A 25,716-nucleotide genomic window follows, 5' to 3' on the forward strand; every position below is an offset into this window, starting at 1 on the left:
TCGCCTACTTATACTTATCCAGTGCTTTACGTTGATGCTCCGCAAGCAACAACGCCAGCGCACTCGATGCAATGCGGGTCAATGCATCATCGGCACGGCTGGTCAGCATAATGGGCACACGCGCCCCCACCACCACACCCGCGCCGGTGGCATCTGCGAGGTAGCTCAGCTGTTTCATCAGCATATTGGCAGCCTCAAGATCAGGGGCCACCAGGATATCCGCACACCCTGCAACCGGGGAGTTAATCCCTTTGGTCACGCGAGAGTCTTCGGAGACGGCACTGTCAAACGCCAGCGGTCCATCTAAGATACCGCCCGTTATTTGACCACGCTCCGCCATTTTACACAGTGCCGCGGCATCAAGCGTCGCATTCAATTTAGGGTTAATGGTTTCCACGGCCGACAAAATCGCCACCCGTGGATGACTGTTGCCAATCGCATGAGCCAGTTCGATGGCATTTTGAATAATATCGCGCTTTTGAGCCAACCCTGGATAGATATTAATGGCGGCATCAGTAATAAATAGCGGGCGCGGATAGGTCGGCACATCAAAGGCCATCACATGACTGAGGCAACGTTCAGTTCTCAACCCTCCTTCCCGTTTAACCACTTCATGTAGCAATTCGTCGGTATGCAGTGCGCCTTTCATCAGCGCCTCTATCTCCCCCGCACGTGCCATAGCCACCGCTTTTTCCGCCGCCGCGTGACTATGGGGTACATCAACAATGTCAAAGTCGCGGATATCCAGTTCAGCTTTATCCGCCGCCGCCATTATTTTGTCACGAGGACCGACGAGGGTAGGAATAATGAGCTGTTGCTTCGCCGACTCCACCGCGCCGCGGATCGAGCTGTCGTCAACGGGGTGCACCACCGCGGTATGCATGGGATCAGGGTGATCGGCCGCGGTTAAAATCGCATGCAACTGCCCGCGCTCAGATAAGCGCACTTCTGGTAATACCGTGCGTTGACGTCGAACTTTTTTAGTGGGCGCCAGTACGCGTGCTTCCCCTTCAATCACAGTATCACCGCGTTGGTTTTCACACCGGCAAGCAAACACAATGTGGTGACGCTTTTCGTCCATTTTATCGACACGAACAGCGACGCGCAGCACATCGCCTAGCATGACGGGGGCTTTGAACGCGAGTGTTTGTCCGAGGTAGACAGTGCCAGGACCGGGCAGCTTTGTCCCCAATACGGTAGAAATCAATGCTCCGCCCCACATACCGTGCGCAATCACTTCCTGAAAGCGACTGCTTTTGGCAAAGTCATCATCCACATGGGCAGGATTGACATCCCCCGACATAATCGCAAAAAGCTTAATGTCCTCCATGGTGAGGCGCTTTTCTAAAAACGCTTCATCGCCTAATGAAATCTCATCGTACGTCTTATTCTCGATGACTTCCTCGTTATTCGTCCCTGACATGGTGGGCTCCTCAATAATCGATCAAGTCAAAAAAGTATGTGTTAGCCTCGTTGCGCTTAAAACCTAAGGTGATGACCGGCATCAACGTAGTGGGTGAGTCCCGTCAACACTTGCCCAGCATCGGCGCTAAGGTAAACCACGGCATGACCAACATCTTGCACTGTTGCCAAACGTCGAAGGGGCGAGCGCGTTTCTCCATCCACGGCCAAGGCTTCAAATTCTTTTAACCCCGACGCAGCACGCGTTCTGATCGGGCCGGGGGAAATAGCATGCACCCGGATCCCTTTTGGTCCTAATTCTGCTGCCAAGTAACGGGTGGTCGACTCAAGCGCCGCTTTAACAGGCCCCATTAGATTATAATTATCGACGGCTTTCTCCGCCCCATAGTAGGACATGTTAAACAGCGTGCCGCCATCAGACATCAGTGGCTCTGCGCGTTTCGCCATGCGGATAAACGAGTGACAAGAGATATCCATCGCCAGCGAGAACCCCTCGCGCGAGCAATCGACCACGCGACCGTGTAAATCTTCCAAAGGCGCGAAGGCAATGGAATGCACAACAAAATCGACTCGTCCCCATTTCTCCTTGGCGCGAGCGAATAGTGCGTCGAGTTGTTGATCGTCCTGTACATCACACAGCATGAGTTCTGGATCGCCCATGGACGCTTTGAGCGGGGTCACAAACCGCTCTGCCTTAGGTGTGCCATAGGTGACCAGCACATCGGCACCCGCTTGGCTTAGCGCTTGAGCACACCCAAACGCAATGCTGTTTTCATTGGCCAGTCCGGCGACAATACCGACTTTACCTGCAAGTGAAAAAGGATGTTCCACAATACTCTCCCTTAAATTGGATAGCGAAAGTGTTAATCGCTCAGAAGGCTGAGTGATTACACTAAAAAAGACATCATCCACTTTAGGGCAACCGCAAACCCTTAACGTAGACTTAAATCAGCGTTAAGTGCAAAAGTATAGAAGAAAAAAGGCCGAGTGACGTGCTAGATAAAAAGACAATTGTGACAATTTTTGATGACAGCCTCGCCTCGGGCCACCGCGATGAGAGCTTTCACTCTAACCGGTATTCCTTCTCACGAACCAAAAACGCCACCGCTGATCACGGTGGCGTTTTGGGCAGGCGAGAAGCGTGGGATTACGCCAGCTCGGCCATCACACACTTGGCAAGGTCAGCGGGGCGGTAGTAAACCGATTTCATCACCTTGCCTTCACGGATAAGCTTGCCGTCGACACTGACATCGGCGGCACATTTGGCAATGATGCCATCTTCTTTGGGACTGGCGACAACATCAATGCCTTTTTGCGCGTAAAACGCTTGGGTGTCGGCAAACTCTTGTTGATTGCGACAGACTTTACTCATATTGCTGCTATGCACCTCATCCCAACAGGTCACAAAATCAACACCTAGGCGCGAGGCGATTTGAAGCAAGATATCAACCATGTAGCTCACTTCGAGTTGTTCTCGATACCCACGCGCGCCCATTTGAACAGCACGCCCCATCAGCACGTAGACACTATCAACAATAGCGTCCACTTGCTCAACCAGCGAGTCGGCTTCCGCAAGTTCTGTCATTTCCTCGACCGCCAACGCCGTGTGCAGATCATCGGCTTTGTCATCGAGAGAGTCAGGATCATTGCAGGGCAAATCAAAGGTGGTGCGGAAGGCTTCAATGTCACGGTAAAGGTGGTCGTAGATCGCTTGATCGAGAACAGCAAATTTCATTTATAGGGCCCTTTGAGAAACAAACACGCATGCGTTCATGCTGACATACAAGGGGCATTACAATAGCACTGCTCACTTAGACTTAAAATCGATCATGATGATTCTTTGTCACCAGACAGCGTTAAAGCACAAATATCACTCAAGCTTGGTGTACGCTCGCCGCTAACACCTTATACTGAATCTATGACGTCATTTGCACGCTCGGCCCAAAGGATAGTTACTATGACCAAATGTTTATCGCTCGCCACACTGTGTGCTGGTATGTTGTTGGCCACAACCGCACAAGCGCAAACCTCCCCGCTCAGTATTGGCGCAAGTGCCGGTATCACAGATGTCAGGTACGGCACACAAACAGAAACAGGCCACACTTGGGAAATTAACGGCACCTTACGTGTCACCGATTACACAAGCCTTTACAGCGGCTACGGCCAAACCAGTGCCGATTTCGACAATAGTAACGGTACAGAAACAACACTCACCTCAAGCTATATTCCGGTGGGAGTGCAGATCAATGTCCCCATGAGCATGGGCAATGTTTATTTGCGCGGTGGTGGTAATTATTATCAAACAAAGTTCGGTTCAGATAAAGATATTGGCTGGGGCGCAACAGGCACCGTGGGCTTTGAACTACAGCCTACCGTCGGCCCCAAAATGGCGTTTGAGTTCACTTATGCCGATAGAGGCACCGCGGAAACCAGCTCAGTAAACGTCGGAACCAGTATTGGCTTTTAGTGGCATAGTAGGATCAACCTCGAGGGGTAAGTGGGCCACTAATGGCCTGCTGACCCGACACGGGGCACCATCGTAGTAATACATACTTGCGGTATCCGCGTTCACGCAGATATGTGTCAAACTCACTGTACTGGCGTCTTCTCGGTGCATACACACAGATAAACTCCCCAATACTGGCTCGTGGCTTCGATGATAATCGAGTAGCGCATGGGCGGAAGAAGATGAATCACGCAATTTTGCGGCGAGGAGCGCTGAGCGCGTGCGACGTACCTCATCTGCTACCACCGCAGAGGAGACAACAGGTGGCACACAGTCGATACCTTGCAACGTGCGTCCATTCCACTGCCAAGCCACCGGTGAACACGCCGCGTGTTGGGTCTTATCGGTATTCATCGGGCTAAAGACCAACAAGGTAAAAGGCGCAAAATCCGTCATTTCATGCTCTGCCACCATGGCCGCCACCTGAGACAGATCGCTTGCCCTCGCCACGGATTTCACCAGCTGGCCCCGACTACGCTTGGGCACAACAGACGGTTGACCTTGATAATCATTTAACAAACAGACCAATAGCCCATGTTCATTCGCCGCTATCCAAGTGCCCATCCCATCAGGATCAATCGGCATAAGTACGCGTGTTCCCGCTATTTGATAGACTTTCGGCGGTATTGCACGGCTTCTACCTCGTGCCTCATCACGGTTAAAACACAGTTCAAACCCTTGCTCTGAGGTCAACCATGTCAGCGTGCACATGGGTGCTGCTCTCGCTGATAACTTGCCGTCGCTGCAGCGATGCCGATCTCTTTATCCAACACTTCCCCCAGATCGTATGCGGCTGTGCGCATCATAGCAAAGTGGTGAGTGGCATGACTGGCCACGGCAATCAATTCACGCATTATGGTTGAGGGGGTAGTCACTGTATTGGAGGCATACAAGGTGACCTGTGTCGACACTTGTATCGACTGCTTGAGTTGTTGACTAGATAGCGTATGTAACCAGCTGGCTATGGCCTGCCACTCAGCTTGGGCAAGAGATCTATCGGTTTCTACGCGATGGCCTCGCCGGCGTCCATCTGCATTCATCACGCCACTACCCTCTCCTTCGTGTAAGGCCCAATACATATCGAGCGCATGACGCATATGTTGGCCAATGGTGCTGGTAAATCCATCGGCCCGCATACGACCATAAGCCGCGTTCGTAACACTCGTCAGTAGCTGCTGTGCCTGATAAGCCACATCCAGGTTACCACTAATAATCGCACTATCTGCTTTGGTTAGACTCGAATGCATACCCTCACCTTAGTACATGTTGCGGCAATTTGGCGCCATCATCTTCATTCAAGCAGATGTCATGCCGCTTTAGTCCGTTTCTGGGTATTGCTTCATCCAGCGCCTTTCTTGGTACCATGCGCGGAGCAAAGCAAACAAAGAGGGTGGTTTGTGTCCCTGCAATCGCAAGCGCGCACCAATATGGTACAAATGCCGATATTGATGCAATAGTGCGCTGATGGCTTGGAAATAACTCCCCTCACTGTCCCAAATATGCGCCGGCTCACTACTCGCGCCGTTGATCTCAACAATACAAAGCGCCTCTCCTTTCTTTAACGACGCCATATCGCGAAACTTGATGTCAAAGCGACCGAAGTAAAAACCATCAATGTCTTTCGCGATCGTATCCATTTTTGCCGTCAATGCTGGCGTCACCCAAGCCGCCCCATCTTTAAAGATGGCACCGCGGCAGTGGCTACCCGAGAAGGCTAACGGAATACGTACGCCCGCTGGTATTACGTCATCAAGCTGATGATGGTGGCGCTGATGATAAAGGTGTCCGCGCACAGAGGCGGCATCATGGTGCTGGATAAGCGCGGCTAAGGTATGCTTGCCATCACCGATCACGGCGGGCAAATATTTCAACCCGAGGGAGAATATGTGCCCACTTTCCTCGCCGGGATAGCGAATATAGAAAACCCCCGCTTCCGCGTCGTAAGGTGCCAATGCTTGGAAAATAATGTCTCTGTCGGGAGGAAATGTGCTGATATAAGCAAAGAGCTTTTTTTCCGTATCGATGCGCTGAACGCCAGCCCCTCGACAGCCTTTGTCCGGCTTAGCCACCAGCGGCATAGCGATACCTGCCTTCGCAAGTTCGGCAAGTAGCGTTTTTTTAATGCTGGGGGTGATTGCATTGGGCCGCGTCCATCGCCAATAGGCAGCGATGTATCGTTGCGCCGTGTCGCCCGCTTGGGCAAACACCTCTGATTTCGCCTCACCGACCATCCCTGAGAGACGGATCCCCGGGTTAGCAATCAACGGCAACGTCAAACTGCGATAGTAGAGGCCAAGCCCGATTGATTGAACCACGACGGGCGTGTAGAAACACCAAGCAGGCAGAAACTCAAACCAGCCCAACGACCGTGACACAGGGTAGTGGGGCATGCCAGCTTGGCCGACAAGCGTCACCGAAGGCTTTGTCATAGCGATCCTTTTGGTGGTGTTGGCAACGCGCGGCGACGGAGAAAACGATTAATCAGCACCAGCAAGACAATCGWGAGCGCAAACGCCCAACCTGTCAGTTGTTTCTCTGCCAGCCAATCGCTGTGCTCAATCGTGAATGCGCCCCAAAAAATCAATCCTGTCCAGCAGGCGGTGGCAATACCAACGGATAATAAAAAGGTGCTGAGCGGGATCGCGAGAAAACCGCTGAGGCTATAAGTAATTGTTCTTAAACCGGGGATAAAGCGGATAAGGAAAAGATTAAAAAAAGCGTGACGCCGTAAAAGGTGGCGTGCGTCTCGCACCCCTTTCATCAACAATAAACGGGCACGTAAACCGCGATAACGCCGCGCATAACGACCCAGTAAAAAAAGGGCAATATCACCACTTGCGATGCCCAGGAAAATCGCCAACAAGGCTGTGTGCCACGCCAAGACCGACTCAACCGCTACAAAAGCGGCTAGCGCAATCGCACCGTCCTCAAAAACATACGAGGCAAATATAATGACAAAAAATAAACCCAGTGACGGTAAGGTCGCCAAACTGGGTATCATGCTCTCAACCATTGGCTTTCTCCTCCTTATTAATCATAGACAGGAGAAAGCCCAAGTTACTTACAAATTGATGAAAAAATAAAGCTACATGCCGCCCGCCACATCAAATAAGCTTCCTGTCGAGTACGAGGCATTATCAGATAATAACCAAGCAATCATTTCTGCCACTTCTAGGGTAGAGCCACCGCGACCCAGTGGAATGTTATCCGCGACACGGGCGACGCGATCCGGCTCACCGCCTGCGGCATGCATATCCGTATCGATGGGTCCTGGCCGCACTGCATTCACACGAATACCTTCACGCCCCACTTCTTTTGCCAACCCCATGGTAAGCGTATCAAGCGCTGCTTTGGTGGCTGCGTAGTCAACATATTCATTGGGCGACCCGGTTTTTACCGCTGCGGAAGAAACGTTGACAATCGCGCCACCGTTCCCGCCGCGGGACTGCGCCATGCGGTGTACCGCTTCGCGGCAGCACAAAAAGGCACTAGTGACATTCGCTTGGAACATCGCGTTAATCCGATCGGCATCCATACTGCTCACCGTCGACTGTGGCAACATGATCCCCGCGTTGTTCACCAGTGCAGTGATATTTCCCAGACGGTTGTCTGCTTCGCTGAATAAGCGTTTAACGCCCTCTTCACTCGACACATCCGCCTGAACCGCAATCGCATTGACACCAATCGCTTGAAGCTCATCAACAAGCGCAAAAGCAGATTCACTGTTGCTAAGATAATTGATGCAAATGGCATAGCCACGCTGTGCCAATAGTTTTGCCGTCTCACGGCCAATGCCGCCACTTGCCCCGGTTACAATCGCAACTGGATTCATTGCTACTCCTTTTCGCTTAATCCGCCGATACCGGTGGATAATACCCCATTCTCACTGCGCCCCAATGTTGACCTGCAACAAAAAGAGGAACAGAAAGATCATGCATTACCTCACCGGTATCGCGCTTGTAGGTCTGCAACAACATGGTATCAGTATGTTGACCGCAACGCCTACCTGTTCGGTCATCAAATAAGCGTTTAGTCCGGTTTCCGGTGATATCTTGCGCATAATCACCGGTGAGAGGCTGGCAAAAGCGCTGATTATGCGTGGGGACGTAGCCATGGTTGTCATTGGCTATCACATAAACAATGTTCTCATCTGTCTCAAGAATGGGCTCTTGAATAGGCGGTAAGATCCGATCACACAAGCTATCAAATCGAGTGGTATATTTTTTAGGATCGGTGTTCGCGATCGGCTGGTAGTGGCGATCAAACAAATCACTTTTACTGATCTCACCCTGCTCAATGGCTTGTGCAAACGCCGCCTCTATACGATCACGACATAAGCTGGCTGCTTTAAAAAAGCGTTGATGTGGGCTCGCCTCAGACAGCTCAGCGAAAACGGCATTGGTTTTTTCGGTGGTCTCCATCAAGCCTTCCGCTTCTTGGCTCAGCGCAATGACCTGGTTATCACTGTCTTCTAGTCCAGTCCGCACTTGGGTCAATGCTGAAGCAATTTGCTCGAGGCTTGCACTGTTTTGTGACGATCCATCCGCCATTTGTCTCACGGCCGCTTCAACCTGATCGGCTCTGGACGAGAGGTCGGTTAAAATCTCTCCCACCCTCTCAACATTCCACGTCCCCGCCTCGACATCCGATGACAGCGTTTGAATATGGGTCATCACATTACTCGACTCTGTCATGATTTGTTTTATGATCGCCGCGACTTCACTGGTGCTTTGTGACGTACGCTGTGCAAGCTGACGCACTTCGTCGGCCACCACCGCAAAGCCACGCCCTTGCTCTCCCGCTCGTGCCGCTTCAATGGCGGCATTCAACGCCAATAGGTTTGTTTGCTCTGCAATCGCATCAATGACCTGTGCAACATCACTCACTTTATTGACGTTAGCGTCTAGCGCTTCAATACGTGCCACTGTTTCAGCCGTTTTTTGGTTAATATCACGCATTTCCGCGATTGAGGCGGTGAGCTTATCGGCCCCCTCCAAGCTCAAATCTCGCATGCGCGTTACTTGCTCAACAGACGCCGCCTGCGCTTGGCAGGTGTGAGACAAAGTCTGTTCGATATGCTGCGCGGTCTCGGTGACCTCGACCACAGAAGAAAACTGTTCGGTTAATCGCGTTTTTAATATATCCGAGCGATGCGAGACTTCCGCCGCATTCATGGCATTCATGGTAGCGCGCGTTGCCAGCCGTCCGACCGTTTTCATCGGCAGCGTTTGCGTTTCTTCCTCGGTATTTTGCCCCGGTACCACCTTGGGTGCCGACGAGTACACCTTCATCGCCAACACGGTCACGAGCGCTTGGCAGGCGAGGAGTCCCGCTACCGTATAAAACTGCTCAGAAAAAAAGTGCCAACTCACCAACACTAAAAGTGTCAACGTGGTGCCTATTACAACCCAAATCCATGATTGTTTGTTCGCTGCGTTCCCTGTCATCGAGCCACCTTTGTTCCTCACTGAACCGATTTTATCCAATGTCATGGCATGCGGTCGTATCACGACACACAGGACTGCCACGTTTTGATTACTAATGCCATGCTTCACACTCAATAGCGGTGAAAGTGATCAAATTTCGACTAAAGCATTAGATCTGAGGCGCTAGTAACCAAGCGATTAATAGGATGCAGGTGCCTCTCAATACGGCGGGCAACAATTCAGTACCGACAAAGGTAGCGGAAAGGCAATAAAGGTCGTTAACTCTAAGACAAAATGCGCTAAGCTACAGCTAGGTCATTGTAATTAATGAGAGAGCCATGCCCCGCCATCACCGAGTGCGCCAGGCGATTCACGCCTTTTTGGTATTGATGACAATTAGTTTCTCGCTGGTGTGCTTTTCGTTGGCCGTCATTCCCGAGAGTGAAGAATTTGCCGTCATTTGGTATGCCTCCGCCGTGGGCGCTTTTTCACTGGCCAACCTTCCTCACCGCGCGCGTGCCCTGGCCACCCTCGGTTTTTTTATCGGGGTATTTGCAGCAGACAGTGTCATGGGGCTCCCATCCCAACTGAGCCTTAAGCTGGCGGCCATCAATACATTAACCGCCTTCACGGGCTGTACGTTATACCTTATGATGCGCCGGCGTTATGGCAACCCTTTGCACGGTGTGTGGCCATTTATCCGCGGACTGATGCCAACAGCCGTTATGAGCCCGCTTGTCGGTGCCCTCCTCGGGGGCTATGTTTTATCCGCCTTCAATGAACACGGGTTTAACTACTATGTAGTACGCTGGTTTTTTAGTGAATTTATCGGATTCGTTGCGCTATTTCCGCTATGCTTAGCGCTCAAAGAGCGGCTATACACAGATACTCTCGACAAGCTCTATCGACCGGCTCCCTCTCCATCGACAATGATCAGCGGCAGTCTCGCGCTGTTTGTCCTGATTAGTTTGCTTTTTTATGCTTTCCCCTATCCGTTCATCGCGCTGACAGGCTTGTTTTTCATTGCTGCCACACTGCAAAGCAGAATAATAGGCCTTGCCACTATCGCCTTGTCAGTGGTCAGTTTTGACCTCCTTTCTGCGATCGGTGTCTTTGCTTTCCATATCGACAGCGAACACCAAGTCTCCTTGTCGCGCTTAGTCACCGCGGCCGCGACCTTGGTGATAGGCGTCGGGATGACACAGCTGGCGTATAGCTATCGACGTCATCAACGGCATCACATTGAGCAGCACTCGCTGCTCACGCAAGCCATGCACAACTCATTGATAGGGATGGCGATACTGGATCCGCGAGGTATTGTCCAAGAAGCAAACGCCAGTTTGGCGCAGTTTTTTGGCTGTGAGCGCCGCGTGCTTATCGGTTCGCATGTCTCTTTGTTCACGCGAGCACAAGACCAATCTTCGCTGAGGGAATATTTTAGCGATCTGATCATGGGTCATTCTGATAATAAGCGATTGGAAAAGCGCTTTGTACGCGCCGATGGCGAGACAGTATGGGGACGGCTTTCGCTCACCGCTGTCCGGGATAAGCACGCTGGTCATGTGACTCACTTGATCAGCCAAATCGAGGATATCAACGCACTCAAAGCGGCACAACGTGAACAAAAACGCTGGCTTGAACGTTGGCGTTTTGCCCTCGATATCAACAAACTTGCCGTCTTTGAACTCAATATTCATACGGGTGCGTTGCTGTTTTCTGGGTGGTCCGCGCCTTTGCTCGGCATCAATGCCAAACAGATACGCACCTACCAAGACTGGGTCAGTCGCATACATCCAGACGATCGCGCCGCATGGGAACAATCTATGCGCCTGCTCGTCGACAAACACACCGACCGGATGGTAGAGGTATTCCGGTTTAATAATGACGCGAACGCCTATCGCTATCTACGCCAATCATCGGCGCGGCAAACGGGGGAAGAAACAGAAACCGTCTTGAGTACCGTGATTGACATCACTGAACAGTATCTAACTAACCGGCAAACAGACACCTTACGCCGCCGCCTAGAAGCCGCGACAAAAGCGGCCAATATTGGTATTTGGGAGTATCACGTTAACGAAGACAAGCTAGAGTGGGACGCACAAATGTACCGCCTCTACGATGTCCCCGAGGCCGAAGGCAGTGAAAAACTCGCCACCTGGCAGCAACGTCTTCATCCAGATGATGCAGAGACGATCAACCAAACACTCCAGGACGCGCTTACGCATCATCAACGACTCGATACCCAGTTTCGGATCATTGATAGTCAAGGGCGTATTCGCTACATCCGTGCTCTCGCCAGCTTACAAATAGACGATAATGGCAACACGGTACGGATGATCGGCGCCAATTGGGACAATACCGAAATCAACGAGCTTAACCACGCACTGGCCCAAGAGCGTGAACAGCTGGATGTGGTGATGAACTCCATCAACGATGCGGTGATCACCATCGACGATCAGGGCAACTTGGCCTACCTCAACAACACCGCGCAGTGGCTTGTTGCCAATGATAGCGTGCTGCCACTCGGCCAACCTGTGGACGCGGTTTTCGAGCTTTACAACAACCAGCAACGGGTGTTGCTTTCCAGTTTTAGCAGTCAACAAACAGAGACCTTTTTTGAAACCCAAATACAAGACGCCTACCAACTGGTTATCGCGGGCGGCAAACGCCTGTATGTATCGGTGGCTATGTCTCCACTGACCAGTAACCAAAACGGTCAACACGGGTATGTGTTTGTGTTGCGAGACGTGTCGGATGAGCATGCGCTGATGGCACAGTTAGACTACAACGCCAATCATGATTCGCTCACACAGCTACCCAATCGTCGCGCCTTTGAAACCCTCATGGAAAATCACCTGTCCAGCGAGAACCAATCGCCCTCCGTGTTAGCGTTTATCGATTTAGACCTGTTCAAAATCATCAATGACTCGGTCGGCCATCACGCCGGTGACGAAGTCCTATGCCAAGTGTCACAAGCCTTAGCCGATAACATACGCAGTGATGATGTGGTGGCGCGTTTGGGCGGTGATGAGTTTGCGTTGCTGCTCACGCACTGCAATATGCGCGACGCGAAACATACGATCGCCGACTTAATCAAACAGCTTGAACACTTGTCTTTCTCTTATGGCGAGCGCATTTTTGCCATCAGTGCCAGTGTGGGTCTGGTGGATGTTAACGATGCGACATTAACCCTCTCGGATTTGATGAGCCGCGCCGATGTAGCGATGTATGAGGCCAAGTCGGCAGGACGCGGCCAGATAGTGGATTACAACGATATCTCAGGCACCGCGCAGGGACGCCACAGTGACATGCAAATGGTGGGAAAAATCACACGGGCACTGACTGAAAACCGCTTTGCGCTCTATGGCCAACAGGTGGCACCCGCACAAGGGCCTGTGGTTGAACACTGGTACGAACTATTAATACGCATGGTAGATACCGACGGTAATATTATGAATCCGGGGGAATTTATTCCCGCTGCCGAGGCCTTTGGCTACATTCGCGATATCGATGGCTGGGTAGTGAACTATGTACTCAATACGCGCGCCGCGGAGTTGGCAGAGTCAGGACTCAGGTTCAACATCAACCTCTCAGCAAACTCAATCAGTGATCCTAAATTTCAGACACAACTCAAACAGCTATTAAGCGCTTCCGTCCTTCCTGCGGAGCGACTGTGTTTTGAGATCACTGAATCAGCACTCATTAGTCATTTAAACGCAGCCGTCTCTTTTATCGACGAACTACGCCACCATGGCGCGCATGTCGCGCTGGATGATTTTGGTGCCGGCCTCTGCTCGTTTCATTACTTAAAGCTGTTCAATGTGGATGTGGTTAAAGTTGATGGCCAATTTGTGGCTAACCTGACCGACAGAGAAAACAAAATCGATCGCGTCATACTGGAGTCCATTGTCAGCATTTGTGACACCATGGGTTACAAAACGGTCGCGGAATGGGTCTCCGACGAAGAAAAGCTTGCCTGCGTACAAGAAATTGGCATTAACTACGTGCAAGGGTTTCTTATCGACTACCCAACACCGCTTGATACACTGCTTGCCACGCATACCCTCACACCGCCGAGTCACTGACGGTGCCCTACGATCACCGACTACTGTTTGACTCATTCACCTAATACGCAGTGGCGATGGTGGTTGCACACGTCCAATAAAAAAGGCAATTTAGAGGTTTTGCTTGGACGGCTACCTCATGAACCGATATACGCTGGCCGGATGCGGCGCCATCATGCTTTGGAGCAGCAATGTCGCCTTTATCCGTCATGTCACCGAACTGCTTGGGCCACTCGGTGGCGCAGCGGCGATTTATACGCTTGCCTCGCTTTGTTTGATTGTCGTCGTCGGCCTCCCCAAACTCAACACCTTCCCGCGCCAATATTTGCTGATTGGCAGCGTTTTATTTGTCGTGTATGAATTGTGCTTAGCGCTCTCATTGGCTTGGGCGAATACCCGCACCCAAGCGATCGAAATGGGGGTGATCAACTACCTCTGGCCGTGCTTAACTGTCTTGTTTTCGGTTATTTTGACCCGTCAGAAAGTAAGCCTGTGGCTCTATCCTGCGTTAGTCGTCGCCTTTATGGGCGTGGTGTGGACAGTAGGAGGCAAGCAAGGCGTATCTTGGTCTCACCTTGTGGCCAACATTCAGTCGAACCCGGTTAGCTATATATTGGCGTTTAGCGGTGCGATTATTTGGGCGATTTACTGCAACCTCACCAAGATGCGCGCGCAGGGTAAGAACGGGATCACCTGGTTTTTCTGTGCCACCGCGATCACTTTGTGGGTGGGCTATCTCGCCTCTGACGCACCCGCCATGCATCTTTCATGGCAAACCAGCGGCTATGTGCTGCTCGCTGGACTCGCCATGGGAGGCGGTTATGGGCTGTGGAATATAGGTATTCTCAAGGGCAATTTGATGGTCTTGGCCACCTTATCCTATTTCATCCCTATTTTGTCGACCTTATTGTCGGCAGTACTACTTTCTACTTCGTTGACGCTCACCTTTTGGCAAGGTGTGGCCATGGTCACTTTAGGCTCACTGGCAAGTTGGTGGCTGACTCGGGCACCCGTTAAAAAAGCGGCGAACAAACGCACAGAGGCCAAAGCACACTAAGACTACTAGCCGCTAATAGCGGCTAGTCATTCACAACACGCTTAAGACTCTGCAGCGGCCATCGATGGCGTGGCGGCGCCATAATACAGACAAATGCGCTGCCCGTTTATCTCCTCGACTTCAAAATCAATCTCGTAAATCCGCTCCATGATGGGTTTAGTCACCACGTTTTTCACTTGGCCACTGGCAACCACTTCACCCGCTTTCATCGCAATCATGTTATCGGCGTAGCACGCGCTAAAATTGATATCGTGCATCACCACCACCACCGCTTTTTTGTATCGGTGTGCCAACTCTCGTACCGTTTTCATAATAGCCACAGAGTGACGAATATCGAGGTTGTTGAGTGGCTCATCGAGGAAAACATAGTCGGTGTTTTGCGCCACCACCATGGCAATGAATGCCATTTGACGCTGACCGCCACTGAGCTGATCAATAAAGCGCTCTTGCAACTCTGTCAGCCCGAGTTGCGCTAACGCGTCATCAATCACCGCGTTGTCTTGTTCGGTTAGCCGCCCTTTGGAATGCGGAAAGCGCCCAAATGCAACCAACTCACGCACCCGAAAACGCATATTGACGTTGTTCGCTTGACGCAACACGGCCAAGCGCTGCGCCAACGCCTGGTTACTCCACTCACTCAGTGGTTTATCACCAATCAACACCTCACCGGCATCACTGTCTGTCAGTCGGCTCGCCATCGATAGCAGCGTACTTTTCCCAGCCCCGTTGGGGCCAATGATAGCGGTCACTTTACCGAGTGGAAACAGTGCGCTGGCTTGATTGACCACCTTTGTTTGGCCATAAGCTTTCGATAATCCAATTAATTCAATCATAATGTTAAAATTTGTTTTTCGTCAGTAGATACAAAAAGTAACCGCCACCGACAAAGTTAATGATCACACTCACCGTGGTCTCAAACCCAAACCATTGTTCGACAACATACTGGCCACTTAACAGCAAAAAGGCGGCCAACACGCTGGTGGCTACAATTAAAAAACGATGCTGATAACTGACAAACATTTGTCGTGCGAGGCTCACCACAATCAAACCAAAAAAGAGCACCGGTCCAACCAGAGCAGTTGATAAGGCAATCATCACCGCAATCACCATCATCACTTTCAGTGTGAGTCGGCGCGTATCGATGCCAAGGCTTGTTGCGTTATCCTCACCCAACAAGCACACATCAAGCTGATTGCTAAATCGATATAGCACCAGCAAACAGGCGGCTAAGACCGGTACACTGACATAGACCAGCTCACGATTAGCATTGTTGAAGCTGGCGAACATCGCATCTTGCAGGATGGCGAACTCACTCGGATCGACCAACAAGGTAAAAAACTGACTGATACTGCCAAACACGCTACCTAACACAATACCAATTAACAGCAGCGTATAGATGTTGGCGCGATGTCGACGAAAGTAAAGCGTGAACAACACAGTCGCACTTACCGTCATTAACACCACACTGGCGGTAAAGTTCGCGTAGGCATTGATCAGCAATACACTACTTGAGCCAAATACCACCAATAAAACGGTTTGCAAGAGAACGTATAAACTATCAAAGCCCAGAATCGAAGGGGTCAGAATCCGATTGTTGGTGATGGTTTGAAACACCAGCGAAGAGGCAGAGATGGCCACGGCAGCCAGCGTGATTGCCAAAAACTTAGGGGTTCGTCGCGAAAGAAAATACGCGTAATTATCCGCCGTTAATCCATGCCCTAAAAAGTACCCCGCCACGAGCACCACACCCATTGCGACCAGGGAAAGCTTGATACCATCACGCATTCGCTTTGTCCCTCATCACTAGATAGATAAACACCGCACCGCCTAAGATAGAAATGATCATCGCAATCGGGACTTCATAAGGGAAGATAATGACACGGCCCAGAATGTCGCAGCTCAACACCAACACCACGCCCCAAAAGGCCGTCCAAGGCAAGTTGCGTTTAATGTTATCGCCCATAAAAAGCGAGACAACATTGGGCACAATTAAGCCAAGAAAGGGGATGACCCCAACAATCATCACCACAGCGGACGACAGCAACGCGACCACCATGACACCGAATAGCACTACCTTTTGATAATCAAGGCCAATGTTTTTGGCAAAGCTTTCGCCAATACTGGCGGCGCTGAATTGGCTGGCATACGCATAGGCGATACCACATACCGGAATAGCCACAAAGAGTACTTCATAATTTCCCGCGAGCACCGACGAAAAGTTGGCGACCGTCCACGCTTGCAAGGTTTGAATCAGATCGTACTTATAAGCTAAAAACTGGGTTAGCGAAGAAACGACATTGCCGTACATAATGCCAATCAAGGGAACCAGCACGGTATTTTTAAACTTCAGTCGTTGGAGAAAATGGACGAATAGCCAAGTGCCAGCCATCGCCATCCCCACAATAACGGACAAGTCCAGCCATTGGCTGGCGCCCCCAAACGCAACCAACGTCAGCACATAACCCAGCAGCGCACAATCAATGGTGCCGGTAGTGTCGGGCGCGGCAAAGCGGTTTTGACAGATCTGCTGCATGATGAGTCCAGCCACACTTAAACCCGCACCAGCCAAACAGATAGCCAGTAACCGAGGAATACGACTGGTGGTAAAAATTGTCCACGCTTCTGGATCGCCCGCCCACAAGCTCGCGAAGGACACGTGCGCCACACCAATGGATATCGACAGGATCGCCAGCACCACGAGGACAGGAATAGAAAGATACTTCACAGAATCACTACCGTTGAGGTCTATAACCACAAAGACCCAGGGCCAGCCTGGGTCTGTTTGTTTCTCGTATGATGATTAAAGCACGCGGTTTACATCATCGATCATCTTATCCATCGCCGTCATGCCAGCCATGGTAATGTACCACGCGGTTGGGTCGAGATAACTGATACGTTGCTGTTGGTGAGCATGCGTTTTGTTGACCAAAGGATTATCAAAACGCGCTTTTGCCTTGCCTTCACCTTCCCCAATCGCCTGCTCACGATCAAGGACTAATAAGACATCTGGGTTGGCGTCGGCAATATATTCGAACGAAATCAAATTACCGTGTGAGCCTGCCACTTCTACATCATCGCTTTTCGCAGGTTTCAAGCCTAGCTCATCAAACACCATACCAAATCGGCTATTCTCGCCGAACATCGCCACTTTACTGCCGTTGCTCATGACCATCAACGCGTTAAAGTTATCTGCCACCGCTTTATCATGGGTCTGCGCGATTTTGGTATTCATTTGTTCAATGATCGCGTCGACTTTTTCTTGCTTGTTAAACACCTCGCCTAGCATGCGCCAATTAGCTTGCACACTTTGCCAGTAATTCTCGTAGTCCGCTCGAAACATAATTGTCGGAGCGATTTCCTCTAACTCGCCCATGAGCGAGGCCATACGCGCTTCCGCAATGATCAAATCCGGCTTAGCGGTGAAAATGGCCTCATAATCAGGCTCTTTCACCGTCCCGACCGCGACATACTTATCGTCTTGATAGGTTTTGGCAAGATAATCCGGCATTAAAGACTTCACCACGCCAACAGGCTCAACACCGAGGCGATCCAGCACATCTAAACTGCCCTGCCCCAACACAACGACGCGTTGTGGTACGCCGTCGATTTCAACGGTGCCCATCGCATGGGTGATGGTTTTTGCGGCCGCCTGGCTGCTCAACAGCAAAGAAACAGTGAGAAAAATAAATGAAAAAAATGAACGAAAAGCTTGCATAGCCCTTTCCTCGCAAAAATCGGTGGGGGAATGCTAACGCAGTTGAATAAGCAAGTCACGAATAGAAGTGAGAACTATTCATATTTATAGTGTTATTGATTAAGCGCATGGCATGAGGCAATAGGTTTCGCTCGCAAAAGCCAGTCATCATGTCTTTCATCCGGCGATGCCAGTTACGCTTACCAAAACTGTTTTGATCTTGCGCAAAAAAACCGCAATTGAATCGGCTACCTGCTGTTGATTCGTCATCACCACGCATCTGAGAGGCGATAAAACCGCGCCATTTGACCAAAACGCAAGCGATTGCATCGACACTATCAACATATTTAGTAATCATTGTGGCCATTACGCGCTAATATGGGGATAGTTGTGATCAAGATCGCGCGTAAATGCGCATGGGTTACATACACTGGACTCATCTCATGCGGCACCACTTAAAAGACAATAAAGACAGCTATGACTGTCGCAATTTGGGTACCGATTTGAGCTGGACTGCACCTAACTAGATGTTTGAGGGTTATAATGAACGAAATTTTACTTGCGGTCGTCGCTGGCGCCATCGTTGGCTTTTTCTTCAGCGCGATCAAGTTACCACTGCCTGCTCCCCCGGTGATTTCTGGGATCATGGGCATTGTTGGTATCTACCTTGGCGGCATGGCTTACCAAGCTGTGATCGAACGCTTTTTCTCTTAACTAAAGATAATTGGAGCACACTATGGCTACCCCACATATCAATGCTGTAGACGGCGCATTTGCTGAAACTGTCCTCATGCCTGGTGATCCGCTGCGCGCGCAGTACATTGCCGAAAACTTTCTCGAGAACGCGGAGCGCGTCACCGACGTGCGTAACATGTTCGGCTACACCGGCACCTACAAAGGCAAAAAAGTGTCTGTCATGGGTCACGGCATGGGGATCCCATCTTGCTCAATCTATGTGCATGAGCTAATCAAAGATTACGGTGTTAAGAACGTGATCCGCGTCGGCAGCTGTGGTGCGGTTAAAGACGATGTCAAACTGATGGATGTCATCATCGCACAAGGCGCATCCACGGATGCGAAAGTAAACCGTACACGCTTTGCTGGCCATGACTTCGCGGCTATCTCTGACTATCACCTCCTGGAAACGGCCGTGGGCGAAGCACGTAAGCAGAATGTGTCTGTGCGTGTCGGTAACGTCTTCTCTGCCGATCTGTTCTACAGCCCAGAAGGTGATTTGTTCAACAAAATGGATAACTTAGGTATCCTCGCTGTAGATATGGAAGCGGCAGGCATCTACGGTGTTGCAGCTGAACTGGGTGCGCGTGCACTCACCATCCTAACCGTGTCTGACCATATCATCCGTGGCGAAGCACTAAGCTCTGACGAGCGTCAAAAATCATTTAACGAGATGATGACGGTCTCGCTAGAAACCGCGATCAACCTGTAAGTGTTGGTCGGAGGAAACGTGTCAAGCAGTAAGCTGCCTCTTGCAGCCGGTGAATTACAGCTAAACTTTTGTAAAACACTCACCTGCCCCAACTTTGGGTCGAAAGATGAGCAAGATTACTTGGTTCAACACACCAATCCTGCTCGCCCAACCTTGGTGTGTCGAGAGTGTGGCGCGTTTCCTCCACTGTTAAATAACCATGATGTTCAAGCTGAGCTGATTGCTCAGCGTCAACTTCATGCCGATGGTTTGTGTGCCTGTACCAACCCAGAATGTGAGCATTTAGGTAAACCCGTGCTCACGCATCGGCATTGTTATCATGCTTTCGGCTATAGTGGCGATCGTCAGCGTTATCGCTGCAAAAGCTGCCAAAGCACCTTTGTCGACCGCTGGTCTGGGGTCAACAAAAAAAGTGAGTTACAGCAAAAGCTGTTAGCGTTTCTTTTTACTGGCCACACAGTGCGTGACATCTGCCGAAGACTGTCACTGAACCCGAAAACCTTCTACGACCATCTTAACCAAATAGCCGCGCGCTGCCGACAAAAGCTTGCCGCTTACGACAGCCGGTTTTTAGCCGATACCTCAACGGGCCATCTGGCCAGTGTCCACACCGCCTTGCAACCCAAGAGCGACAATGGCGTGCAATGGCTGGCAACAGGAGAAGCGCACAGTGGCTACGTGCTGCAACAAGATGTGAATTATCATACGGATGACCATCACCACTTGCACACACATCATGACCCTTATCAGCCAGACTGTCGCTTTATGTCGACGCACAGTGCGGGTCAGCCGCAAGATACAGTAGCACGCCCAGAGGGGTTACTGGGTCGAGTGGATGCCAAATACCGCGACGTCTTTGCTCGCTCGAATGTCGAAGACCCCTATACGCAGCCGCTGCACTTTATTTATCCTAATCGCGGCACGCTGATCCGCCCTCAATACACTACGTATGCGCATTACCTCAACCTCAAGCCGTTAATCGAGCATTGGCAGCAAATTGTGGTTTTTTCGCCGCAAGAGCCCTTATTGCGCTCCGCTTGCCTCTCCGTTTTTGAGGCCGATATTCGAGATAAACGCGTCAGCCATGTATACGTCGAGCAGGATGCCGGTTGGCAGCCCGGATCAGAGCCAGAAAAAATTGATATCGTTTTGCTAAGCTGGTGGCGTGATCGTTGGGCCTTTACTCGCAGTGGCGACGGTGCTAAAGCAATCTGCGATCATGGCCAAAACAAAGGTCAAGAGGCCTATTGGTTAACCCATGCAAGCTGTGATGCGTTGAAAAAATATCAACAACACTTCCACCAGCAGTTTTCACTATTGGTCAATGAGCCGAGACGCCGGCTGCGCCCTGGTGGGCTATTGCCCCTGCTGGATATCTATCGCGCATGGCATAACTTATGTTGGCAAGACCGCGCGCATCTCACCCCAGCCCAACGGCTTGGCTTGACCGAACGCCCTTTGACACTGGCAGATCTGATGCTCTGATCCACCTCGCGCGCATTCACTTGACGTGCATCGAAGTTTTTTGTCTAAATGCCCGATATCGCCGAGAAGGAAAACGCCATTGGACATTCAACTACTGCGTACATTTATTGAAGTGAGCAAGACGCGTCACTTCGGTCGTGCAGCGGAAAACCTTTACCTGACCCAATCCGCTGTGAGCTTTCGCATTCGACAACTAGAAACCCAGCTAGATACATCACTGTTTGTTCGTCAGCGCAATAATGTTCGTCTGACCGATGCGGGTGAGCGCTTACTTCCTTACGCTGAAACCATGCTGCAAACGTGGCAGCGCGCCCAACAGGACGTCAGTGCAATGCAGCACGCGAGCGCACAACTCACGCTTGCCGCCTCCCCGATGCTGTGGGAACTCGATGGCGTCAGCACATGGGTCAACCGCGTGTGTGCGGCGCACCCAGACTGGTTGATCCGTGCCGAGTCGACACCCGCCCAGTTGCTAGCACGCCATTTGATTGAAAAACGTATTGATGCCGGATTGACCTCAGAGCTGCCTAAGCTTGAAGGGTTACAATCACACCACCTAGGCGATTATCAACTTCAGTTAGTTAGCCATTTACCGGGGCTCACACTGGACACGAGCGACACGCTACCGCTGGTTTATCTTGATTGGGGAACTCGCTTTTCACTTGAGCAAAGCCAAATTGCGCCACTACAACGCTCACCCGTGTTACATACCCAGTCATGCCAACTGGCATTAAACTATTTACTCGTACACGGCGGCGTCGCGTTTCTACCGTCACTGGCAGTTCACCCTTATCTGAACAACGGACAACTCCATCTTATTGATCACGGCCATATTCTTACCCACCCACTTTACCTTACCTGGCTCACTAACAGCGATAAAAAACCGCTAATCAATGAGTTAGTATCATCTACCGGTCAGTTATAAGTGCTCAGAAAAAATCGGTAAATTCACGCCTATTTCACTAGTCGACGTTCAATTTTTAGGCTATCTTAGAATCGTTAGGCAAACATTATGTGTCTAACACTCCGGCTACACATAGCACTGACAATCAACAAGCGTTAGGAAAACACCACCATGGCACAGTGGGATCAATGGTTAAAACACGGCTCGCAACATAAAGAGAAGTTTAAATCTCGCCACCACGACGATTTTGATGACGATATGCCACGCGGCAAAAAAGACAAGAAGCGCAACAATAAGCGCGCTTCCCGATCGCAACACGACGACAGTTATTTCGGAGAAGACCGCTAATCGCGAGGCAAGACTCGCGGTGCATTGCACTCGTCATTAATAGGATAAAGGCAACGCGATGACGTTGCCTTTTTTGTTTGTTGTGTCCCGTCCTGAAATACGTTGACGCTAGTGCACTCGCTCAGGCTTGTTGCGCCTGCCACTCTTCTGCATGTCGCTTAATCTCACGCTGTGCCGACTGCCAACGCGGATCTTGCTGTAAGCGTTGCCACTCCACGGATTGGCGCACCCGCAATGTCTCAGCAGCAGGGATCGACTGAATGGGCAAAGCGTCGAGCACCGACACCGCACTGTGGCGGTCATTGCATATCAAGGCCATGTCGCATCCCGCATCAAGCGCCGCTTTGGCACGCGCGGGCGCGTCGCCGAACAAATGCGCACCGCCCATACTTAAATCATCCGAGAAAATAATCCCTTTAAACCCAAGTTGCTGGCGCAAAATCTGGGTAAGCCAGTACGGCGAGCCACTGGCTGGCAAGGCATCATGTTGCGGGTAAACCACATGGGCAGGCATCATCGCATCCACGAGCCCCCGCGCAATAAACGATTGGAAAATCGCAAAGTCGTCTGAGTGCAAAATATCGCGCGTATCCTTAGGTGTCACTAAGTGCGAGTCTTCTTTCACCCCACCGTGTCCAGGAAAATGTTTGCCCGTGGTGGCCATGCCTGCCACGCGCATACCCTTAGCAAAGGCGCCAGCATAGTCAGTGATAGCTTGATGTGTCGCACCGAAGGCACGGTCTTTGATTGCCGCACATCCAAATCCTAAATCCAGCACAGGCGCAAAACTGAGATCAATCCCATGAGCGATCAGCTCCATTGCCATCACCCAACCCGCTTGCTCCGCGAGCGCTGGACTCGCACTTAACGCACCATAAGACTGCGCTGCGGGTATGGGGGTAAACGCGTCGCGAAACCGTTGAACACGGCCCCCCTCTTGGTCAACGCCGATGAGGATATCGCGCCCCGCCGCTGTGCGTATTGACTGAGTTAATGCACGCAGCTGTGCGGAGTCAAAATAATTGCGAGCAAATAGAATAACGCCTCCCACAGAGGGATGTGCCAAAATTTCTTTCTCTTCGTTATCAAGTTGCTCGGCGTGCACATCTAGCCAAACCGGTCCCATCGTTTCTCCTTCATACTCTTGTCAACCCACTGACAACCACTTTGATTATATTCGTCCAATCAGACCATTCACTATTGCAAGGCGCCAGTACCTCAAAGGGATCATCAAGCACTTTGCCACTTATCGCAATCTGTTTATACTCAGTACCTTGGTTCTTATCGTCATTTTATCGCTGGACTACTGTAAGGAAGCACCCGATGCCACAACCCGCCGCCGATATCTACATAGGTGTTATGTCAGGGACGAGCTTAGATAACATTGATGTCGTCGCTGTCCGGTTCACTCAAGCCGGCCACGTGGAGTCAATTGCTCGTCATAGTGACCCGCTACCGCAGGATATTAAAGCTACCGTGATCACCTTGAGCCGAGGTCATCCGATGTCAGTCAAAGCCTTGGGCGAACTCGATCGTCGCTTAGGGGAGTGTTACGCCAATGCCATCAATACCCTACTTGAACAAGCGGCGTTACTGCCTAAACATGTCGCGGCGGTCGGTTGTCATGGTCAAACCGTCTATCACCAACCGAGCGGCGATTATCCATTCACCATGCAACTTGGCGACGCCAATGTGATTGCGGCGCGAACCGGCATTACCACTGTCGCTGATTTTAGGCGTAAAGACATGGCGTATGGCGGTCAAGGCGCCCCTTTGGTGCCCGCCTTTCACAATGATTACTTTGCCGATAGCGAACAAGCCACCGCAGTAGTGAATATTGGCGGTATTGCCAACGTATCAATGATTTGTCCCGATCGCCCTTTATATGGCTATGATACGGGTCCAGGGAATATGTTGATGGATGCCTGGACGCAGCGTCACCGTCACCAAGCCTATGACAAAGATGGCGAGTGGGCAGCCACCAGCTGCGCGTATCAACCCTTACTCAACCGCCTGTTATCCGACGCGTACTTCTCACGTCCGGCACCTAAAAGTACCGGGCGGGAATACTTTAATCTCGATTGGCTCGATCGTCACCTGCTCGCGTTTTCACTCTCTCCAGACCAAGTGCAAGCCACCTTACTGGCATTGACTGCCGAAAGTATCGCGTTAGCGATCCGTCCATTAGAGCGTGGCCGAGTGTTCGTGTGTGGCGGTGGCGCGCACAACCAGGCATTGATACATGCGTTACAACAGGCACTTCCGCAATGGTCCATTGCACAAACTGACGATGCCGGGATCAGTTGCGACGATATGGAAGCCATTGCCTTTGCTTGGCTGGCCAGGCAAACCCTTAATCACCAACCAGGCAATGTGCCCGCCGTGACAGGCGCGACGCAAGCCTGTTGTCTTGGTGCCATTTATCTACCTTACTGAGGAACGATTATGTCAGCCCCCAGCGTCGACCAGCTAAAAGGCTTACTCTCAGAAACACGCAACCCGCATACACTGACGATCGACCAACAAGACACACTTGGCTTGGTGACAATGATTAACGCAGAGGATAAGGGCGTAGCCTCCGCTGTGCAGACGCAGCTCCCCGCGATTGCAAAAGCGGTCGATGCGATTGCGGCAAGTTTTAACCAAGGCGGTCGTCTTATCTACATCGGTGCGGGGACAAGTGGTCGACTGGGTGTGCTTGACGCGGCCGAATGCCCGCCCACCTTTGGGGTGGATAGCCAGCAAGTCATAGGACTGATTGCCGGTGGCGAGCCTGCTATGTTCGTCGCCCAAGAAGGCGCTGAAGACAACCCAGATGCAGGTAAAGCGGATTTGGTCACACAAGGCCTCACCGCGAAGGATGTGGTGGTCGGTATCGCCGCCAGTGGCCGCACGCCTTATGTCATCGGTGCACTCGATTACGCCAAGCAAATTGGCGCAGTCACGGTCGCTTTGTCATGTAACCCCAATGCCGCCATTAACGCCTACGCCCAGATTGCCATTACGCCCGAAGTTGGCCCTGAAGCGCTCACAGGCTCAACCCGAATGAAGTCAGGCACTGCACAAAAACTGGTATTAAATATGCTGAGCACCGCCGCCATGATAAAGACGGGCAAGTGCTATCAAAACCTGATGGTCGATGTAAAAGCCAGCAACGATAAACTGGTTACCCGTTCCACGTTGATCGTGATGGAAGCGACAGGATGTGAAGAACACACCGCAACACACGCCCTGTCACAGTCAGATGGTGAGGTGAAGGTCGCTATTTTTATGATTTTAGCGGAGCAAGACCCGGCGACGGCACGGCAGCGGCTTCAGCAAGCCAATGGGCATTTACGTGATGCATTGCAATTAGGTTGATGC

At 51.3% G+C, this 25,716-nt stretch carries 25 protein-coding genes; 10 read left to right on the forward strand and 15 right to left on the reverse strand.

From position 1 onward, the window contains the following. Positions 1-4: 4 nt before the first annotated feature. The 3 genes from BZG20_RS06480 to BZG20_RS06490 form a co-directional block, all read right to left on the reverse strand. A complete protein-coding gene (locus tag BZG20_RS06480; RefSeq protein WP_046075639.1) occupies positions 5-1,423 on the reverse strand; it encodes a bifunctional enoyl-CoA hydratase/phosphate acetyltransferase in 1,419 nt (472 codons plus the stop codon). A 56-nt stretch (positions 1,424-1,479) separates the two neighbouring features. Then, positions 1,480-2,253 (reverse strand): enoyl-ACP reductase FabI, encoded by a 774-nt coding sequence (fabI, locus tag BZG20_RS06485; RefSeq protein ID WP_046075638.1) that lies wholly within the window; start codon positions 2,251-2,253, stop codon positions 1,480-1,482. Positions 2,254-2,569: 316 nt separating this feature from the next. Further along, positions 2,570-3,157: a nucleoside triphosphate pyrophosphohydrolase family protein gene (locus tag BZG20_RS06490; protein ID WP_046075637.1), complete on the reverse strand. Its 588-nt coding sequence runs from the start codon at positions 3,155-3,157 to the stop codon at positions 2,570-2,572. 222 nt (positions 3,158-3,379) lie between these two features. On the opposite strand from BZG20_RS06490, the gene BZG20_RS06495 reads away from it, so the two are divergent. Next, entirely contained in the window at positions 3,380-3,889 is a 510-nt protein-coding gene (locus BZG20_RS06495; RefSeq protein WP_077578488.1) for an outer membrane beta-barrel protein, read from the forward strand. On the opposite strand, the gene BZG20_RS06500 is transcribed toward BZG20_RS06495, so the two are convergent. From BZG20_RS06500 to BZG20_RS06525, 6 genes are all read right to left on the reverse strand, one after another. Continuing rightward, positions 3,857-4,639, reverse strand: coding sequence for an NRDE family protein (locus BZG20_RS06500; protein WP_077578489.1), 783 nt, complete (start codon positions 4,637-4,639; stop codon positions 3,857-3,859). The genes BZG20_RS06495 and BZG20_RS06500 overlap by 33 nt on opposite strands. Then, a complete protein-coding gene (locus tag BZG20_RS06505; protein WP_077578490.1) occupies positions 4,627-5,175 on the reverse strand; it encodes a hypothetical protein in 549 nt (182 codons plus the stop codon). The genes BZG20_RS06500 and BZG20_RS06505 overlap by 13 nt, the downstream gene beginning before the upstream one ends. A 69-nt stretch (positions 5,176-5,244) precedes the next feature. Next, complete coding sequence (locus BZG20_RS06510) at positions 5,245-6,357, reverse strand: hypothetical protein (RefSeq protein WP_077578491.1); 1,113 nt, start codon at positions 6,355-6,357, stop codon at positions 5,245-5,247. Next, positions 6,354-6,941, reverse strand: coding sequence for a VTT domain-containing protein (locus BZG20_RS06515; RefSeq protein WP_077578492.1), 588 nt, complete (start codon positions 6,939-6,941; stop codon positions 6,354-6,356). The genes BZG20_RS06510 and BZG20_RS06515 overlap by 4 nt, the downstream gene beginning before the upstream one ends. 72 nt (positions 6,942-7,013) lie before the next feature. Then, a complete protein-coding gene (locus BZG20_RS06520; protein ID WP_046075632.1) occupies positions 7,014-7,760 on the reverse strand; it encodes an SDR family oxidoreductase in 747 nt (248 codons plus the stop codon). A gap of 16 nt (positions 7,761-7,776) precedes the next feature. Continuing rightward, positions 7,777-9,375 carry a methyl-accepting chemotaxis protein gene (locus BZG20_RS06525; RefSeq protein WP_158010023.1) on the reverse strand — a complete coding sequence of 533 codons (1,599 nt, stop codon included), beginning with the start codon at positions 9,373-9,375 and terminating at the stop codon, positions 7,777-7,779. 317 nt (positions 9,376-9,692) lie between these two features. Between BZG20_RS06525 and BZG20_RS06530 the strand changes: the two genes are divergently transcribed. Then, complete coding sequence (locus BZG20_RS06530) at positions 9,693-13,439, forward strand: EAL domain-containing protein (RefSeq protein ID WP_077578494.1); 3,747 nt, start codon at positions 9,693-9,695, stop codon at positions 13,437-13,439. A 118-nt stretch (positions 13,440-13,557) separates the two neighbouring features. Next, complete coding sequence (gene yddG, locus BZG20_RS06535) at positions 13,558-14,475, forward strand: aromatic amino acid DMT transporter YddG (RefSeq protein WP_077578495.1); 918 nt, start codon at positions 13,558-13,560, stop codon at positions 14,473-14,475. Positions 14,476-14,516: 41 nt separating this feature from the next. Here yddG and BZG20_RS06540 read toward each other — a convergent pair whose 3' ends face one another. The 5 genes from BZG20_RS06540 to BZG20_RS16000 all read right to left on the reverse strand — a co-directional run bounded on the left by BZG20_RS06540 (position 14,517) and on the right by BZG20_RS16000 (position 18,536). Beyond that, on the reverse strand, positions 14,517-15,308 hold the full coding sequence (locus tag BZG20_RS06540; protein WP_077578496.1) for an ATP-binding cassette domain-containing protein: 792 nt from the start codon (positions 15,306-15,308) through the stop codon (positions 14,517-14,519). 4 nt (positions 15,309-15,312) lie between these two features. Beyond that, complete coding sequence (locus BZG20_RS06545) at positions 15,313-16,260, reverse strand: iron chelate uptake ABC transporter family permease subunit (RefSeq protein ID WP_077578497.1); 948 nt, start codon at positions 16,258-16,260, stop codon at positions 15,313-15,315. Then, on the reverse strand, positions 16,253-17,200 hold the full coding sequence (locus tag BZG20_RS06550; RefSeq protein WP_046075627.1) for an iron chelate uptake ABC transporter family permease subunit: 948 nt from the start codon (positions 17,198-17,200) through the stop codon (positions 16,253-16,255). The genes BZG20_RS06545 and BZG20_RS06550 overlap by 8 nt, the downstream gene beginning before the upstream one ends. A 75-nt stretch (positions 17,201-17,275) precedes the next feature. Next, on the reverse strand, positions 17,276-18,190 hold the full coding sequence (locus BZG20_RS06555) for an ABC transporter substrate-binding protein (protein WP_046075626.1): 915 nt from the start codon (positions 18,188-18,190) through the stop codon (positions 17,276-17,278). Positions 18,191-18,245: 55 nt separating this feature from the next. Beyond that, entirely contained in the window at positions 18,246-18,536 is a 291-nt protein-coding gene (locus BZG20_RS16000) for a hypothetical protein (RefSeq protein ID WP_046075625.1), read from the reverse strand. A 176-nt stretch (positions 18,537-18,712) separates the two neighbouring features. On the opposite strand from BZG20_RS16000, the gene BZG20_RS06565 reads away from it, so the two are divergent. From BZG20_RS06565 to BZG20_RS16065, 5 genes are all read left to right on the forward strand, one after another. Further along, positions 18,713-18,883, forward strand: a complete 171-nt coding sequence (locus BZG20_RS06565; RefSeq protein ID WP_021023774.1) for a XapX domain-containing protein — start codon at positions 18,713-18,715, stop codon at positions 18,881-18,883. A gap of 22 nt (positions 18,884-18,905) precedes the next feature. Then, positions 18,906-19,616 (forward strand): purine-nucleoside phosphorylase, encoded by a 711-nt coding sequence (gene deoD / locus BZG20_RS06570; RefSeq protein WP_046075624.1) that lies wholly within the window; start codon positions 18,906-18,908, stop codon positions 19,614-19,616. Between the two features lie 18 nt (positions 19,617-19,634). Beyond that, positions 19,635-21,101 carry a lactate dehydrogenase gene (locus tag BZG20_RS06575; protein WP_046075623.1) on the forward strand — a complete coding sequence of 489 codons (1,467 nt, stop codon included), beginning with the start codon at positions 19,635-19,637 and terminating at the stop codon, positions 21,099-21,101. Positions 21,102-21,180: 79 nt separating this feature from the next. Continuing rightward, positions 21,181-22,026 (forward strand): HTH-type transcriptional regulator HdfR, encoded by an 846-nt coding sequence (gene hdfR, locus BZG20_RS06580; RefSeq protein ID WP_046075622.1) that lies wholly within the window; start codon positions 21,181-21,183, stop codon positions 22,024-22,026. A 150-nt stretch (positions 22,027-22,176) separates the two neighbouring features. Then, entirely contained in the window at positions 22,177-22,353 is a 177-nt protein-coding gene (locus BZG20_RS16065; RefSeq protein ID WP_167369752.1) for a hypothetical protein, read from the forward strand. 121 nt (positions 22,354-22,474) lie between these two features. On the opposite strand, the gene nagZ is transcribed toward BZG20_RS16065, so the two are convergent. Continuing rightward, positions 22,475-23,479 carry a beta-N-acetylhexosaminidase gene (nagZ, locus tag BZG20_RS06585; RefSeq protein WP_046075621.1) on the reverse strand — a complete coding sequence of 335 codons (1,005 nt, stop codon included), beginning with the start codon at positions 23,477-23,479 and terminating at the stop codon, positions 22,475-22,477. A 197-nt stretch (positions 23,480-23,676) separates the two neighbouring features. On the opposite strand from nagZ, the gene BZG20_RS06590 reads away from it, so the two are divergent. Together BZG20_RS06590 and murQ are read left to right on the forward strand one after the other, a co-directional pair. Continuing rightward, positions 23,677-24,789 carry an anhydro-N-acetylmuramic acid kinase gene (locus BZG20_RS06590; protein ID WP_046075620.1) on the forward strand — a complete coding sequence of 371 codons (1,113 nt, stop codon included), beginning with the start codon at positions 23,677-23,679 and terminating at the stop codon, positions 24,787-24,789. A 9-nt stretch (positions 24,790-24,798) separates the two neighbouring features. Then, entirely contained in the window at positions 24,799-25,713 is a 915-nt protein-coding gene (murQ, locus tag BZG20_RS06595; RefSeq protein ID WP_046075619.1) for an N-acetylmuramic acid 6-phosphate etherase, read from the forward strand. Positions 25,714-25,716: the final 3 nt, after the last annotated feature.

This window comes from Salinivibrio sp. IB868 (genome assembly GCF_001995655.1).
In the GTDB taxonomy this organism is placed as follows: domain Bacteria; phylum Pseudomonadota; class Gammaproteobacteria; order Enterobacterales; family Vibrionaceae; genus Salinivibrio; species Salinivibrio siamensis.